The organism is Gordonia sp. Swx-4 (assembly GCF_030316175.1).
Taxonomy (GTDB): Bacteria; Actinomycetota; Actinomycetes; order Mycobacteriales; family Mycobacteriaceae; genus Gordonia; species Gordonia alkanivorans.
In genome coordinates, this window is the sequence record NZ_CP128197.1 from 3,890,241 (window position 1) to 3,904,016 (window position 13,776).

The following is a 13,776-nucleotide window of genomic DNA, read 5'->3' on the forward strand; positions in this document are numbered from 1 at the left end:
TCCCAGCAGATGTACAGGTAAGCAACAGCGTCGCTCCAGACAGCGTGCGCATCATGGCGTTCACTTCCCGGGAAGAACCCGGTTTTTCCTTGAAGGAGAGAGCCATGAACACAACGCCGAACAATCCGACGCCCGAGGCGCCCGAACCGGGTCGCGCTCCCGATGCCCATGAAGACGCGGCGACGACCCCGGTCACGCCCGCCGACGACCAGCCGACCGAGCCGATGTCCGAGGCGCCCCCTGCCCCATCTACTCCGGCAGCCCCCGCAACCGCTGATTCCCCGACGATCACCGCGGCCAAGTCGAAGACACCGATCCTCGTCGCCGGCGGTCTGGGTGTGGCGATCATCGCCGGCGCACTCGGCTTCGGCGCCGGATACATCACCGGCGACACGACCTCGGACCACCACCCCGTCGGGGTCTCGCGCCACGGCGGCGACTGGCACCGCATGGACGGTCACGGCGGCCCGCCCCCGCGCTTCCGCGGCGGACCCGACGGGAACGGAATGCCCGGCCCGAATGGCCAAGGACGTCCGGACTTCCAGGGACCGCGCGGTCAGCAACCGGGTGGCGCTTCGACAGATGCACCGGGCGGCCAGACGCCAAGCCCGCAGCCGTCGGCCGGGCAGCAATCCCAGCCCAGCTGACCGATCGGGCCCCAACGCAAAGCGCCCCACCTGCGAACAGGTGGGGCGCTCTGCCGTGGAGCTGCCGGGAATTGAACCCGGGTCCTCCGTCGTGTTGGTAGGGCTTCTCCGTGTGCAGTCCGCTATGTCTCTACTTGGATCTCTCGGTCACGCGAACAAGCCGAGATGACGATCCCAGTCGCTGTTTGATTTTCCGACCTCGCCCGCGACCGGCGAGGACGGTGAGCCCCCTGAGATGATGCCGGCATCCGGATTCGGGAGCACAATCCGGGCCGACAGACTAGCCGTCGCTACTTAGGCAGCGAGGGCGTAGTCGCGCTGATTGGAATCGGCGCTTAATTGGTTGCTGCGACGCTTATACGGTGGTCTCCAGCCTGCACCGACACGCTTCCCCTACCTCGACGCACGTAGTCGAAACCGATCAGCCCCGAGGAGGTACCCACCGACCGAAGTCGGCGAGCACTTAAGTCTAACAAGTCGGACAGCGGACTTCATTCCCGTTTCGACCGCACGAGCACGATGGGGGCGTACATCTCGACGACGCGGTCCTCCCAGTCGTCACTGACACGCCCTGACCTCGCCTTCTCCGCCACAAGCGTCCCGACGATGCCGTCGATCAGGGTGTCGGGGTCCACAGTCGGTCCGACGAGGCCACGACGCTTGCCGTCGTCGACGACGGCCGCGAGATCAGCTCGGTGCTTCGCCAGCGCCGTGCGGAAGATCTCGGTGAACGCGGGGTCGGCGTCGGTGAGCAGCGCCGCCATCCCACCGAACCCGATACCGTCCGACACCATCGATGCCGCTTGCCGGACCACCCAGCGGAGCCGGTGCTCCCCCGACAGCTCCTCGTCGATGGCCGGCGGCGTCCCCACGGCGACGAGCGCCGCGGTCAACATCTCGTCCCGGTTCCGATACCGCCGGTAGATGGTCGTGCGCGCGACGCCGGAATGTGCCGCGACCGCCTCGATCGTCACACCGGCCGGACCTTTCGCGCGCAGCAGTTCCAGCGCAGCCGTGATGATCTTCGAGCCGCTGTCAGCAGGCACCTGCAGACACCCTTCGTCGCCGTAATCGATGCATCAGGAATAGCACGGAGCACTCAGGTGCTACACATCGTGTATCGCTACAGTGAGCGTAGCGCTACATAGGATGTATCGATCGTTTCGAGGAGGATGAATGCGCACCACTACCCAGCCGAAGTCCCACGGGTTCATCGGCTACCTGATCCTGCTGCTCGGGTTCGTCAGCATGGGGGTGTTTCTCTTGACTCTCGCCGGCCAGTTCGGCGGTTCCGCGTGGCCGTCCGGGACTGCGATGGTCGTACTGTTCGTACTCGCGGTCGCAGCGTTTCGTCTCCAGCTGGCGCAGGCCGCCGAGAGTCAACGAGGTGGCGACGTCCGGGTGTACACGGACCCGATGACGCCTCCCCTTTACCGCGCGCAGGTCGAGCGGTACGAGCGTACCTACCGGCGGAAAGGACATACGGTGGCGCCCGAACCCACCGAGGGCACCCGCCTGTACAAGGCCGCCTGAGCCGTCACGGCCCGGTCGGTCAACCCATTCCCTTCACGCGCCGGCCGACCTCACGCTCGACCTCACGCTGCGCGGTCCGCTTGGCGATGTCGTGACGCTTGTCGTGGGCCTGCTTACCGCGGGCCAGCGCCAGCTCGACCTTCACGCGTCCATCGCTGAAGTACATCGACAGCGGCACGAGCGTGAGGTTGCCGTCGCGGATCTTGCCGATCAGGTTGTCTATCTCGCGCCGATGCATCAGCAGCTTCCGCTTGCGTCGAACCGAGTGGTTGGTCCACGAGCCCTGGCCGTACTCGGCGATGTGCAGGGCGTGCAGCCAGACCTCGCCGTCGTCGATCGTGGCGAACGCATCCACGAGTGACGCCTTACCGGCGCGCAGGCTCTTCACCTCGGTTCCGACGAGGACGATGCCGGCCTCGTAGACGTCGAGGATGGTGTAGTTGTGCCGCGCCTTGCGGTTCGACGCAATCACGTTGCGTCCCTTTTCCCTGGGCATCGAGCACTCACCTCCTCGTGGATCGACGGTTGGCAGGGTCGAATAGACCGTAGTCAAGCTTGTGTGGAACGCCGGCGGCGGGTCCGCTCATTCCCGGACGTACACACGAAGGGTGACATAAGCCGTTGCGCCCGCCAACACGATTCCGCCGAGAATCAACCACGGCGCCACGAACAAGACGTCCGTGAGCTCGATGCGGGCGAAGAAGCTGACGCCGTAGAGCTCCTTCAGCGCGGTGTCGAAGAAGAACTTCTTCGCCAGCAGCAGTCCACCGATTGCCAGCAACGCACCCGCAAGGGCGGACACCACCGCCTCCAACAGGAACGGCAACTGCGTGTACCACCGCGTCGCGCCCACCAGGCGCATGATCGACACCTCGGTGCGTCTGGTGAACGCCGCGATCTGGACGGTGTTGATGATCAACAGGATCGCCGCGACCGCGAGCACCGAGGCGATCGCGAACGTCGCGTTGCGCACCCCGTCGAGCACACTGAAGATGCGTTGCACCAGTTTGCGGTCGTCCTTGAATGCGTCCACGCCCAGGTCTTTTCGGCCCGCGTACTCGGTGAGCACCGCATCGAACTGGGCGGGATCGGAGACCCGCACCCGCAGCGACGCCGGAAGCGTGCCCTCGACGATGTTCTCGGCGAGGTCGGGGTTGTTCGCGAAGATCTCCTTCGCGCGCTTGTAGGCCTCGTCCTTGTCGAGGTACGTCACCGAGGTGACGCCCGGTTCGTTCTCGAGTCCCCGTCGCAGCTGAGCACACGGATCGGCTTCGCACTGCGGATCGCGCTCGGTGACTTCGGGATTGAGGTAGAACTCCATCTCGACCCGGTCGAGGAAGATCTTCTGGCTCTTGTCGGCCATCTGGATCACCAACAGACCGCCGCCGAACATTCCCAGCGTGATCGCCGTGGTGATGATCATCGCGATGGTCATGGTCGCGTTGCGGCGCAGTCCGTTGAGAACCTCGCTGATGATGAAATTCGCTCGCATGCTTGCTCAGACGTCCTTGGGGGTCGTTGTTGTGTGTCGGAAGTGGGCTGAGCCGTCAGCCGATTCCGTACACACCCTGCGGGTCGTTGCGCACGAGCTGCCCGTTGTCGAATTCGAGGACGCGGCGGCGCATCGCGTCGACGATGTGCCGGTCGTGGGTGGCCATGACCACCGTGGTGCCCCGACGGTTGACGCGGTCGAGGACGTCGACGATCTCCTCGCTGGTCTCGGGATCGAGGTTTCCGGTCGGCTCGTCGGCCAGCAACACGAGCGGGCGGTTGACGATCGCGCGGGCGATGGCCACGCGCTGCATCTCGCCACCGGACAGCTCGTTGGGCATGCGGTCGTGCTTGCCCTCGAGACCGACGTACTCGAGCACCTCGGGCACGACGCGCTGGATCGTCGACTTCGGCCGGCCGATCACCTCGAGCGCGAAGGCGACGTTCTCGGCGACCGTCTTCTTCTGGAGCAGCCGGAAGTCCTGGAAGACACAGCCGATGGACTGTCGTAGCTTCGGTACCGAACGGGCCGGCATCTTGTTGACGTGGAACTCACCGAGGTACACGTCGCCGCTCGTGGGCCGGTCCTCCTTGAGCAGCAGCCGGAAGAACGTCGACTTGCCCGAGCCGGACGGACCGATCAGGAACGCGAACTCCCCTTTGTCGACCTCGAAGCTCAAATCCTTCAGAGCCGGCCGAGAGGATGCCTTGTACTGCATCGTGACGTTCTCCAGCTTGATCACGATGAGCCAGTGTAACGACGACGCCTGAGAGTCCGTTCAGGCGCGACGCACTGCGTCGAAGAAGGCACTGACCTGCGGTTGCGTGGGCGTCAGCGTGTCGGAACCGGAGTGGTCGGCGTCGGGGCGCCGAAATTCGGGATCTCGACGCCCGGCAGACCGGGGATGGTGTTGCGCGGGGCGGACTGCTGTGACGGGGACCGGGTCTCCCCCGGCGGCAGCGGCGCGTCGGTCCCGCCCTCGACCCCCGGCTCACCGGTCGTCGACCCCGACGGCGTCTTCGAGGTGGACTCCTCGTAGGTCGTCGACGGCAACGGCTCCTCGTAGGTGGGCTCCTCGACGACCTGCGATGTCCTCGGCGCGGGCCGCGGCGGTTCCGGCGAGACGATGCCGTAGCGCTGCGAGGTGTAGCCGTAGAGGACACAACAGAGGATGAAAACCACGAGGAGGATCGCGGTGCTGATGCGGATCGACGTCCGTCCGATGTGCTGATCCCATCGAAAGCTGCGCCGACGACGACCGTCGTCCTGGCCACCCGACCCCGACTGGTCGGACTGATTCTCCTGGGACCCGGCCATCACTCGTCCTCGTCCCGGTCGCGACCGGTCTGATCGGCCAGGGTCGCCGGCGGTCCGCCCGCGGCCTGGACCTCACGCCCGGCAGGCACCATGATCCCCTCGCGGGCGAGGGCCCGGATGATGTGAACACGCAGCGCACGGCCCACCTCGAACTGCTTGCCCGGTAGGGTCCGCGTCACCATGCGCACGGTGATGGAGTCGAGTTCGAGGTTGATCACGCCCAGCGACGACGGCGCGTCGAGCAGTATGTCGTGCCAGCGCGGCAGCTCGTAGAACTGGTGCCCGACCCGGTCGAGGGTGTCGTTGACGAGCCCGATGTCGGCCTCGGACGGCACCGGCACGTCGACGACGGCGCGCGCCCAGTCCTTCGACAGGTTGGTGGCCTTGATGATCTGGCCGTTGGGGACGGTGATGACCTCACCCTCGGTGGTGCGAAGCTTGGTCACCCGCAAGGTCACGTCCTCGACGGTTCCCTCGGCCGGGGCGTTGCCGGTCACCGTCAGGTTCACCACATCGCCGTAACCGTATTGCTTCTCGGCGACGACGAAGAATCCGGCCAGGATGTCCTGCACGATGCGCTGCGCGCCGAAACCGAGGGCCGCGCCGATGACCGCGGTCGGGCCGGTGAGGCCGCTGAGCGGGATCCCGAACACTCCCAGGATATGGATGACGACGACGATGGCGATGCCCACGATCAGCGTCCACGCCACCACGTCGACCAGCGCCCGTCGGTGTTTGGCGTCCTCGGTCTGCACGATCAGGTCGCTGGTGGAGAACCTCGTCTCCACCCGAGCGGCATATTTGCCGGCAAACCATCGGATGACGCGGGCCAGCAGCACGGCCCCGAGAATCCAGATGACGATCTCGAGGCCGCTGGTGGCCAGCCAGACATAAACCCGACCGATGAGGAGTTCGGTCGGGGACGGCGCAGCGGCCAGCAGCTCGAGTCCGGGCTGCACGATCACGCCTCGGCGGACGCCATACGCCAGCGGATACCGGCCTCGATGAACTTGTCCAGCTCGCCGTCGAGGACCGCGGTCGGGTTGTTGTCCTCCACGCCGGTTCGCAGGTCCTTGACCATCTGGTACGGGTGCAGCACGTAGGAACGCATCTGGTTACCCCAGCTCGAGCCGCCGTCGCCCTTGAGGGCGTCGAGTTCGGCGCGCTCCTCCTGACGCTTGCGCTCGAGGAGCTTGGCCTGCAGCACGCGCATCGCCGACGCCTTGTTCTGCAGCTGACTCTTCTCGTTCTGACAGGTCACGACGATGCCGGTCGGGATGTGCGTCAGGCGCACCGCGGAGTCGGTGGTGTTGACCGACTGACCACCGGGGCCCGATGAGCGGTAGACGTCGACCTTGATGTCGTTCTCGTCGACGTCGATGTGGTCGGTGGTCTCGACCACCGGCAGCACCTCGACCTCGGCGAACGAGGTCTGACGGCGACTCTGGTTGTCGAAGGGGCTGATCCGTACGAGGCGGTGGGTGCCCTGCTCCACGGACAGGGTGCCGTACATGTAGGGCGCCTTCACGGCGAAGGTGGCGGACTTGAGTCCGGCTTCTTCGGCATAAGAGGTGTCGTAGACCTCGACGCCGTAGCCCTTCTGTTCGGCCCAGCGGATGTACATGCGCATCAGCATCTGCGCCCAGTCGGCGGCGTCGACGCCACCGGCGCCGGAACGGATGTTGACCACGGCCTCGCGGGAGTCGTACTCACCCGCGAGCATCGTCTTGACCTCCATGGCCTCGATGTCGGCGCGCAGGCCGGCCCGCTCCTGGTCTGCGTCGGCCAGGGCCGCGGCCCTGTCCTCACCCTCCTCGGACTCGGCGAGCTCGTAGTGCACGGGCAGATCGTCGAGGCGCTGGCGAAGCTCGGAGACCTTGCGCAGTTCGGACTGTGCGTGCGACAGCTCGCTGGTGACCTTCTGCGCGTGGTCCTGGTCGCTCCACAGGTCCGGATCCGAGGCCTGCATCTCCAGCTCGTCGATGCGACGGCGGAGCTCCTCGAGGTCGAGCACCTTTTCCACGGTGGTCAAGGTGGCGTCGAGGGATTCGAGGTCTGCGGTCACGTCGGGATGCACAATCATCCAGAGTACCGGCCGCGGGCCGGGTCAGACAGCGTCAGGCCCCGCAGTTCAGAAGCCGCCGGGTCCCGCGGTTCAGAAGCCGCCGGGTCCCGCGGGCGGCTGCGGATCGGGCAGGACGCCGAACTGCCAGGACGTCACCGCCTTGTTCGGCTTGTAGATCACCGGCAGGTCGTCACCCACCTGCGGCCACGGATCGTCGGGTCCGAGCACGAGGGTTCCGTACACCTCGGTCGGGTTGGTCTCGGGTCCGACGATGGTTCCGGTGATGGTGTGGAAACGCTGCCCGTTCTTGTCGGCGGCGCTCTGCGGATCGGACTGGTTGTCGGAGACGCCGACGATCGTCAGCGTGCCCTGCACGTACTGCGAGGCCTTCCCTGCGGACATGGCCCGCGGATTGCGTCCCCGCTGCCACTGCAGGACCAGCACCACCACCAGTGCAGCCAGCAACAGGGTGAACGTCACGGTGAGCAGCATGAGGGCTACCCTACCGGGCATGTCCGCCGACTCCGGTCCGAGAAACCCCAGCACCTCACAGAGCTACGACGACGACCTCGAACTCGCGCTGTCGCTCGCCGACTCCGCCGACGCGCTGACCACGGACCGGTTCGGGGCGGTCGACCTCCGCGTCGACGACAAGCCCGACCTCACGCCCGTCTCCGACGCCGACCTCGCCTGCGAGACACTCATCCGCGAACGGCTCGCCGCCCGCCGGCCCGCCGACATGGTTCTCGGTGAGGAGTTCGGCGGGGACGCCACCCTGTCCAGCCGTCAGTGGGTCATCGACCCCATCGACGGCACCAAGAACTTCGTGCGCGGCGTCCCGGTCTGGGCCACGCTGATCGCCCTGCTCGTCGACGGTGTGCCCACCGTCGGCGTGGTGTCCGCCCCAGCCCTGCGCCGGCGCTGGTGGGCCGCCACGGGGCTCGGCGCCCACACCTGCTTCGACGGCGAGGACGCCCGCGAACTCTCGGTGTCCGGAGTCGGCGACCTCTCCTCGTCGAGCCTGGCCTTCTCGAGCCTGTCGGGCTGGGCCGACCGCGGCATCCGCGACCGCTTCGTCGACCTCACCGACCAGGTCTGGCGCGTTCGCGGCTACGGCGACTTCTTCAACTACTGCCTCGTCGCCGAGGGCGCGGTCGACATCGCCGCCGAACCCGAGGTCTCCCTCTGGGACCTCGCCCCCCTCGACATCCTCGTCCGCGAGGCGGGCGGCAAGTTCACCGCACTCGACGGGACCCCCGGCCCCGCCGGTGGCAGCGCCGTCGCCAGCAACGGACTCCTCCACGACGAGGTGCTCGCCGCGCTCAGCCCATCCGCTCCCTGACGTGCGAGGAGCGATAAGCGACGAGCCACGCAGGGCCGGTGAGCCGACCTACAGTTCGGTACCGGCTTCCTCGTCGAGCACCTTGAACTCGGTCGCCTCGTCCTTCATGTCGGCCAGCCGCGCATAGTGGACGGCGGACCCGGCGTCGGACAAGACCGCCTGGTGGATCGGCACGGCGACCCGCGGCGCCATCGCGCGGAGGTAGTCGACCGATTCGCTGAGCTTCATCCACGGCGCGGCCGACGGCAACGCGAGGACGTCGACCTGCTCGAAGGGGATGTAAAACGAGTCGCCCGGATGCATGAACTGTCCCGGCTTCTCGGCGGTGCCCAGGATGTAGGCGACGTTGTCGATGACCGGGATCTCCGGGTGGATGACCGCGTGCCGGCCGCCGGTGAATCGTGCGGTGAGCGAACCGATCTCGATCTGGTGGCCACCGCGCGCCGCGGTCCAGGCGCCGGCCACGTTGTCGCCGTTGAGCTGCGCGGTGGTCTGCGGGTCGGCGTAGAGGACGGCGTCGGGGTTGGCAGCGACGAGGTCGGGCAGCTTCGCGACGTCGCAATGGTCGGGGTGCTGGTGGGTGATGAGGATGGCGTCGAGACCGTTGATGCCCTCGAAGCCGTGCGAGAAGTTGCCCGGATCGAAGAGCACCTTGGTCCCGTCGATCTCGACGAGCAGACAGGAGTGGCCGAAGTGGGTGATCTGCATACGTCCACTCTGCCTTCTTCACACCACGATCGGGAAGATCCCCCACCCCGCCGCGGCGTCGACCACGCGCACCAGTCCGTAGGTCAACCACGTCCCCAGGAGGACGGCGCCCGCACGACCCAGCACGACGTCGCGCCAGCCCTCGAGCGGAGACCTCCTCCGCCGCACCAGGGTTGCGACCGCGACGACAACGGTGACGACCGTCAGGACGAGCAGGATCGGACCGAAGACGTTGAAGCGGAACGACGCCCCGACGTCGCCGTGCATGAAGGCCACCCAGCTGCGGGTGAGTCCACACCCCGGGCACGGCAGGCCCGTCATCATCGCGAACGGGCAAATTCCCGGACCATCGGCGATCCCGGCAGGCGTGAACACGCAGGCGGCTCCGACAGCAGCGGCGCCGGCGAGTCCGACGACCGCCGCGCCCAGTGCGCCGCTCGACGATAAGCGCAGGTCGGAGCGGGCTTGCACGGTCACCCGGCCAGCCTAGCGCGCAGGCCGTACGACGGTGTCGGAGAAGTAGGTGACAAACTTCTTACTACGGAGTAAGGTCTGGACTTACTACCGAGTAAGATCGGTCCGCAAAGTCCTGTGCAGAGGCCCCTGACCGGGGCGACTGGAAGAAACGGCTGGTGATCATGACAACTCACACCGAACCGCGCGACACCTCCGCAGTCGGCCGAAACCCACATCCCCGCAACTTCATCGGCACCGCGATGCGGGTGCTCTCGACGGTGACGGGTTCGGAGTTCGCCGAGAAATACAAGATCCGCGAGCCCATCAACCGCGTGGCCTACCAGGCCGCCAAGACCGGGTTCCAGACCCTCGGCGCGGCGAACCGCGCGTTCAAGTCCGTCCAGGGCGGTTCGGGTGACGCCAAGCGTCTGACCACCGCGCCCAAGGACTACTTCAACCTCACGCCCGACGACGAGCAGCAGATGATCGCGGAGACGGTGAAGGACTTCGCCACCGAGATCCTGCGCCCCGCCGCGTACGACGCCGACGCCGCAGCCACCGCGCCCGAGGACATCGTGAAGCGCTCGGCCGAGCTGGGCATCACGATGATCAACGTGCCCGAGGATCTCGACGGCGCGGCCACCGAGCGCGGCGTGGTCACCAACGCACTCGTCGCCGAGGCGATGGCCTACGGCGACATGGGTCTGGCTCTCCCGCTGCTCGCACCGAGCGGCGTCGCCACCACCCTCACCAACTTCGGCACCGACTCCCAGCAGCGCACCTACCTGCCCGACTTCGCCGGCGAGAACGTGCCGCAGTCGGCTGTCGTCATCGCCGAGCCGAAGCCGCTGTTCGACGCATTCGCGTTGAGCACCAAGGCAACCCGCGTTCCCAGTGGCTACCGCCTGAACGGCGTGAAGTCCTTCGTCCCCGCCGCCGGGTCATCGGAGCTGTTCGTCGTCGGCGCGCAGCTCGACGGCAAGCCCGCCCTGTTCCTCGTCGAGTCGGACTCCAAGGGCCTCATCGTCGAAGCCGATCCCGGCATGGGCGTCCGCGCCGCCGGAATGGGTCGCCTGCTCCTGCAGGATGTCGCCGTCCCGGAGTCGGCGCTGCTCGCCGGCGAGGGCGACGCCGCCCACGCCGCATACCGCGACGTCGTACGCCTGTCGCGCCTGGGCTGGTCGGCACTCGCTGCCGGTACCACGCGCGCCGTTCTCGACTACGTCATCCCCTACGTCAACGAGCGCGAGGCGTTCGGCGAGCCGATCTCCAACCGCCAGGCGGTGGCGTTCATGGTCGCGAACATGGCCACCGAGGTCGACTCGATCCGGCTGGTCACGCTGCGCGGCGCCGCCCGCGCCGAGCAGGGCCTGAGCTTCGCCCGCGAAGCGGCCCTCGCTCGCAAGCTCACCATCGACAAGGGGCTGCAGATCGGCCTCGACGGCGTCCAGCTCCTCGGCGGCCACGGCTTCACCAAGGAGCACCCGGTCGAGCGCTGGTACCGCGACCTGCGTGGCGCCGGTATCGGCGAAGGCATCATCGTCCTCTAGACCGCTTGTGACCCAAGGAATCTGACATGAGCATCAATCTCGAACTCCCGAAGAAGCTGCACGTCACCATCGATCAGGCACATCAGGCGGCGGCGGAGATCTTCCGGCCCATTTCGCGCAAATACGATCTGCGCGAACACGATTACCCGGTCGAGCTCGACACCCTGGCCAGCCTGTACGACGGCCTCTCGGAGACCGGGCAGGCCGGCGCGGGCGCCGACGGCGGCCGCAGCCAGCAGAAGAAGGCCAAGCCCAAGGCCGAGGGCCAGGTCGTCAACGGCGGCAACATGCAGTCCGTCGTGAACGTCATGGAGACCTCGTGGGGCGACGTGGGCCTCATGCTGTCCATTCCCTATCAGGGCCTGGGCAACTCGGCGATCGCCGCGGTCGCCACCGACGAGCAGCTCGAGCAGTTCGGCAAGGTGTGGGCCGCGATGGCCATCACCGAACCCAGCTTCGGCTCCGACTCGGCCGCGGTGAGCACCACCGCGACGCTCGACGGCGACGAGTACGTCATCAACGGCGAGAAGATCTTCGTGACCGCCGGCTCGCGTGCCACCCACATCGTCGTGTGGGCGACCGTCGACAAGAGCCTCGGCCGTGCCGCCATCAAGAGCTTCGTGGTCCCGCGTGAGCACCCCGGCGTGGAAGTCGTTCGCCTGGAACACAAGCTGGGCATCCGCGTCTCCGACACCGCGGTCATCCGCTTCGAGAACTGCCGCATCCCCAAGGAGAACCTGCTCGGCTCCCCCGAGGTCGACACCAAGAAGGGGTTCGGCGGGGTCATGCAGACCTTCGACAACACGCGCCCCCTCGTCGCGGGTATGGCCGTCGGTGTCGCGCGTGCGGCACTCGAGGAGCTGCGCCGTATCCTCGACGAGGCCGGGGTCGAGGTCGACTACGACCGTCCGGCCGCCGACCAGCACGCCGCCGCCGCCGAGTTCCTGCGCATGGAAGCCGATTTCGAGGCCGCCTACCTGCACACCATGCGCGCCGCGTGGATGGCCGACAACAAGCAGCCGAACTCGACCGAGGCGTCGATGTCGAAGGCCAAGGCCGGACGCACCGTCACCGACATCACCAACAAGGTGGTCGAGCTGACCGGCACCCTCGGCTACTCGGAGCGCCTTCTGGTGGAGAAGTGGGCGCGCGACTCCAAGATCCTGGACATCTTCGAGGGCACCCAGCAGATCCAGAACCTCATCATCGCCCGCCGCGTGCTCAACAAGAGCAGCGCCGAGCTCAAGTGAGCGCCTGACGCAACAGCATTCGTCCCCGCCACCTCATCGAGGTGGCGGGGACGATTCGCTGTCGAGAGACGGCTCGCCTCAGACCGCCCAGACCACAGCCAAACCCGCTGCGCACGCCGCCGCCGACACGAGCAGGGTGAGGACTGCGTACGCACCGGCGACCAGTCGCTGTTTGTTCTCCGCCAGGCGGACGACCTCGAAGCTGGCGGTGCTGAAAGTCGTGTAGCCACCGCAGAATCCGGTCCCGATGATCGCCTGCAGTTCATGCGGTGCACCGTGGAACAGCACCAGACCGGCGAGTACACCGAGCAGCGCCGAACCGCTCACGTTGATGACGAAGGTGCCCCACGGGGTGATGGTCGGCCACTTCCACTTGACCGCGCCGTCGACGACGAAGCGCGTCACCGCGCCCAGCGCTCCCGCAACCATCACGGCCAGGGCGATCAACGTCGTGCCCATCGAGTCGCGAACCCCGAGGCGAGCGCGATGCCACTGGCTGCCGTCAGCAGACCGAGGACGACGCTGACCACCGCATACGCGAGTGCGGTCACGACCGCCGAGGCCCGTGTCAGTTCCGAGATCTCCAGTGCGAAGGTGCTGTAGGTCGTCAGCGCCCCGCAGATGCCGGTACCGCCGAAGAGCCTCACCCGCTGACGCCACCCCTCGTCGTGCCCGAGGCGGGCAAGCAGTTCGAGGAGCGCACCGAGGACCAACGCACCGATGACGTTGACCGCGAAAGTCGCCCACGGCCAGTGTCCCTCGGCGGAGGGAAACGTCTCCTCCGCCCAGTACCGCACGCCCGTACCGATCAGCCCGCCCGCGAACACCCACGCCAGAGCGTGCACGCGCAGGTGCAGCGGACGTTCGTCGGGGTCGACGGGGAGTTCGTCGTGCTTGTCCACCTGCACGCGACCCAGTCTGCGCTAGGTGACGACGGTGTACAACACGATCAGGTAGACCGGCACCAGGACGTCGAAGAAGAAGATCGGTCCGGCGTTGCCCGGCTTGAAGTTTCGCCTGGTCACCATCTCTCGCACGTGCCCGACTGCGGCGCCCAGGTAGAACACGGAGAACGCGATGATCGTGGCCAGGGTGAACTCGTCGCCGAACCCCGACGCGATCACACCCAGGACACCGGTCGCGAGACTCGCGAGCCCGACCTCCCACTGCCAGGGCGTCTTCGACGGCCAGCCGATCGAGTCCGAGATCGGCTCACCGAAGAACATGTGTCCACAACCGGTCATCCAGCCCTGAACACCGATCATCCACAGCACCGAGTTCTCGAGCAGATCCCGGCCGAGGTCACCTCCCGGTGACAGCGCATCGATCACGGTCATGACGACCGTGCCGACGAGTCCGACGAAGGGGACGACGGCTATCGCGATACGGAGGATGCGGTCGCTCACGGCGTCGGAC

At 67.0% G+C, this 13,776-nt stretch carries 18 protein-coding genes and 1 other RNA gene; 5 read left to right on the forward strand and 14 right to left on the reverse strand.

Annotation, left to right across the window (positions count from 1 at the left end):
* Positions 1–104: 104 nt before the first annotated feature.
* Entirely contained in the window at positions 105–647 is a 543-nt protein-coding gene (locus tag PWF70_RS17850; protein WP_279938886.1) for a hypothetical protein, read from the forward strand.
* A gap of 53 nt (positions 648–700) precedes the next feature.
* On the opposite strand, the gene ssrA is transcribed toward PWF70_RS17850, so the two are convergent.
* Both ssrA and PWF70_RS17860 read right to left on the reverse strand, forming a co-directional pair.
* Positions 701–1,076: a transfer-messenger RNA gene (ssrA, locus tag PWF70_RS17855) on the reverse strand.
* Positions 1,077–1,138: 62 nt separating this feature from the next.
* A complete protein-coding gene (locus tag PWF70_RS17860; RefSeq protein ID WP_075863864.1) occupies positions 1,139–1,693 on the reverse strand; it encodes a TetR/AcrR family transcriptional regulator in 555 nt (184 codons plus the stop codon).
* Positions 1,694–1,823: 130 nt separating this feature from the next.
* Here PWF70_RS17860 and PWF70_RS17865 point away from each other — a divergent pair, with 130 nt between their 5' ends.
* Positions 1,824–2,180, forward strand: coding sequence for a hypothetical protein (locus tag PWF70_RS17865; protein WP_127962632.1), 357 nt, complete (start codon positions 1,824–1,826; stop codon positions 2,178–2,180).
* A 19-nt stretch (positions 2,181–2,199) separates the two neighbouring features.
* Here the strand turns inward: PWF70_RS17865 and smpB are convergent, their stop codons facing one another.
* From smpB to PWF70_RS17900, 7 genes are all read right to left on the reverse strand, one after another.
* A complete protein-coding gene (smpB, locus tag PWF70_RS17870; protein WP_075863866.1) occupies positions 2,200–2,676 on the reverse strand; it encodes an SsrA-binding protein SmpB in 477 nt (158 codons plus the stop codon).
* Positions 2,677–2,763: 87 nt separating this feature from the next.
* Positions 2,764–3,672 carry a permease-like cell division protein FtsX gene (gene ftsX, locus PWF70_RS17875; protein ID WP_127962631.1) on the reverse strand — a complete coding sequence of 303 codons (909 nt, stop codon included), beginning with the start codon at positions 3,670–3,672 and terminating at the stop codon, positions 2,764–2,766.
* Between the two features lie 55 nt (positions 3,673–3,727).
* Positions 3,728–4,414: a cell division ATP-binding protein FtsE gene (ftsE, locus tag PWF70_RS17880; RefSeq protein WP_006357511.1), complete on the reverse strand. Its 687-nt coding sequence runs from the start codon at positions 4,412–4,414 to the stop codon at positions 3,728–3,730.
* Positions 4,415–4,503: 89 nt separating this feature from the next.
* Positions 4,504–4,989, reverse strand: coding sequence for an Rv3103c transmembrane domain-containing protein (locus PWF70_RS17885; protein WP_006357510.1), 486 nt, complete (start codon positions 4,987–4,989; stop codon positions 4,504–4,506).
* Positions 4,989–5,954 (reverse strand): mechanosensitive ion channel family protein, encoded by a 966-nt coding sequence (locus tag PWF70_RS17890; RefSeq protein WP_006357509.1) that lies wholly within the window; start codon positions 5,952–5,954, stop codon positions 4,989–4,991. The genes PWF70_RS17885 and PWF70_RS17890 overlap by 1 nt, the downstream gene beginning before the upstream one ends.
* Positions 5,951–7,066 carry a peptide chain release factor 2 gene (gene prfB / locus PWF70_RS17895; RefSeq protein WP_035751333.1) on the reverse strand — a complete coding sequence of 372 codons (1,116 nt, stop codon included), beginning with the start codon at positions 7,064–7,066 and terminating at the stop codon, positions 5,951–5,953. Before prfB ends, PWF70_RS17890 begins: the two co-directional genes overlap by 4 nt.
* A gap of 78 nt (positions 7,067–7,144) precedes the next feature.
* Complete coding sequence (locus tag PWF70_RS17900) at positions 7,145–7,546, reverse strand: hypothetical protein (protein ID WP_035750992.1); 402 nt, start codon at positions 7,544–7,546, stop codon at positions 7,145–7,147.
* Between the two features lie 19 nt (positions 7,547–7,565).
* On the opposite strand from PWF70_RS17900, the gene hisN reads away from it, so the two are divergent.
* Positions 7,566–8,396, forward strand: coding sequence for a histidinol-phosphatase (hisN, locus tag PWF70_RS17905; protein ID WP_051405834.1), 831 nt, complete (start codon positions 7,566–7,568; stop codon positions 8,394–8,396).
* Between the two features lie 48 nt (positions 8,397–8,444).
* Here the strand turns inward: hisN and PWF70_RS17910 are convergent, their stop codons facing one another.
* Both PWF70_RS17910 and PWF70_RS17915 read right to left on the reverse strand, forming a co-directional pair.
* Entirely contained in the window at positions 8,445–9,104 is a 660-nt protein-coding gene (locus tag PWF70_RS17910; protein ID WP_006357505.1) for an MBL fold metallo-hydrolase, read from the reverse strand.
* A gap of 18 nt (positions 9,105–9,122) precedes the next feature.
* Positions 9,123–9,581, reverse strand: coding sequence for a DUF2752 domain-containing protein (locus PWF70_RS17915; RefSeq protein WP_006357504.1), 459 nt, complete (start codon positions 9,579–9,581; stop codon positions 9,123–9,125).
* A gap of 161 nt (positions 9,582–9,742) precedes the next feature.
* On the opposite strand from PWF70_RS17915, the gene PWF70_RS17920 reads away from it, so the two are divergent.
* Positions 9,743–11,110, forward strand: a complete 1,368-nt coding sequence (locus PWF70_RS17920) for an acyl-CoA dehydrogenase family protein (protein ID WP_286352716.1) — start codon at positions 9,743–9,745, stop codon at positions 11,108–11,110.
* A 26-nt stretch (positions 11,111–11,136) separates the two neighbouring features.
* Positions 11,137–12,360 carry an acyl-CoA dehydrogenase family protein gene (locus PWF70_RS17925; RefSeq protein WP_127962628.1) on the forward strand — a complete coding sequence of 408 codons (1,224 nt, stop codon included), beginning with the start codon at positions 11,137–11,139 and terminating at the stop codon, positions 12,358–12,360.
* A gap of 78 nt (positions 12,361–12,438) precedes the next feature.
* On the opposite strand, the gene PWF70_RS17930 is transcribed toward PWF70_RS17925, so the two are convergent.
* Genes PWF70_RS17930 through PWF70_RS17940 form a run of 3 tightly spaced genes read right to left on the reverse strand, consistent with a single transcriptional unit; the run spans position 12,439 to position 13,766 of the window.
* Entirely contained in the window at positions 12,439–12,819 is a 381-nt protein-coding gene (locus PWF70_RS17930; protein WP_006865487.1) for a fluoride efflux transporter FluC, read from the reverse strand.
* On the reverse strand, positions 12,804–13,268 hold the full coding sequence (gene crcB, locus PWF70_RS17935; RefSeq protein ID WP_241548732.1) for a fluoride efflux transporter CrcB: 465 nt from the start codon (positions 13,266–13,268) through the stop codon (positions 12,804–12,806). The genes PWF70_RS17930 and crcB overlap by 16 nt, the downstream gene beginning before the upstream one ends.
* Before the next feature lie 15 nt (positions 13,269–13,283).
* On the reverse strand, positions 13,284–13,766 hold the full coding sequence (locus PWF70_RS17940; RefSeq protein WP_241548731.1) for a DUF6790 family protein: 483 nt from the start codon (positions 13,764–13,766) through the stop codon (positions 13,284–13,286).
* Positions 13,767–13,776: the final 10 nt, after the last annotated feature.

What these genes read in the sequence shown, in the direction of transcription:
- PWF70_RS17850 (WP_279938886.1), top strand. Translation starts at nt 105, where the DNA reads ATGAACACAACGCCGAACAATCCGACGCCCGAGGCGCCCGAACCGGGT.
- PWF70_RS17865 (WP_127962632.1), top strand. Translation starts at nt 1,824, where the DNA reads ATGCGCACCACTACCCAGCCGAAGTCCCACGGGTTCATCGGCTACCTG.
- smpB (WP_075863866.1), bottom strand. Translation starts at nt 2,676, where the DNA reads ATGCCCAGGGAAAAGGGACGCAACGTGATTGCGTCGAACCGCAAGGCG.
- ftsX (WP_127962631.1), bottom strand. Translation starts at nt 3,672, where the DNA reads ATGCGAGCGAATTTCATCATCAGCGAGGTTCTCAACGGACTGCGCCGC.
- PWF70_RS17885 (WP_006357510.1), bottom strand. Translation starts at nt 4,989, where the DNA reads ATGGCCGGGTCCCAGGAGAATCAGTCCGACCAGTCGGGGTCGGGTGGC.
- PWF70_RS17900 (WP_035750992.1), bottom strand. Translation starts at nt 7,546, where the DNA reads ATGCTGCTCACCGTGACGTTCACCCTGTTGCTGGCTGCACTGGTGGTG.
- hisN (WP_051405834.1), top strand. Translation starts at nt 7,566, where the DNA reads ATGTCCGCCGACTCCGGTCCGAGAAACCCCAGCACCTCACAGAGCTAC.
- PWF70_RS17910 (WP_006357505.1), bottom strand. Translation starts at nt 9,104, where the DNA reads ATGCAGATCACCCACTTCGGCCACTCCTGTCTGCTCGTCGAGATCGAC.
- PWF70_RS17920 (WP_286352716.1), top strand. Translation starts at nt 9,743, where the DNA reads ATGACAACTCACACCGAACCGCGCGACACCTCCGCAGTCGGCCGAAAC.
- PWF70_RS17925 (WP_127962628.1), top strand. Translation starts at nt 11,137, where the DNA reads ATGAGCATCAATCTCGAACTCCCGAAGAAGCTGCACGTCACCATCGAT.
- PWF70_RS17930 (WP_006865487.1), bottom strand. Translation starts at nt 12,819, where the DNA reads ATGGGCACGACGTTGATCGCCCTGGCCGTGATGGTTGCGGGAGCGCTG.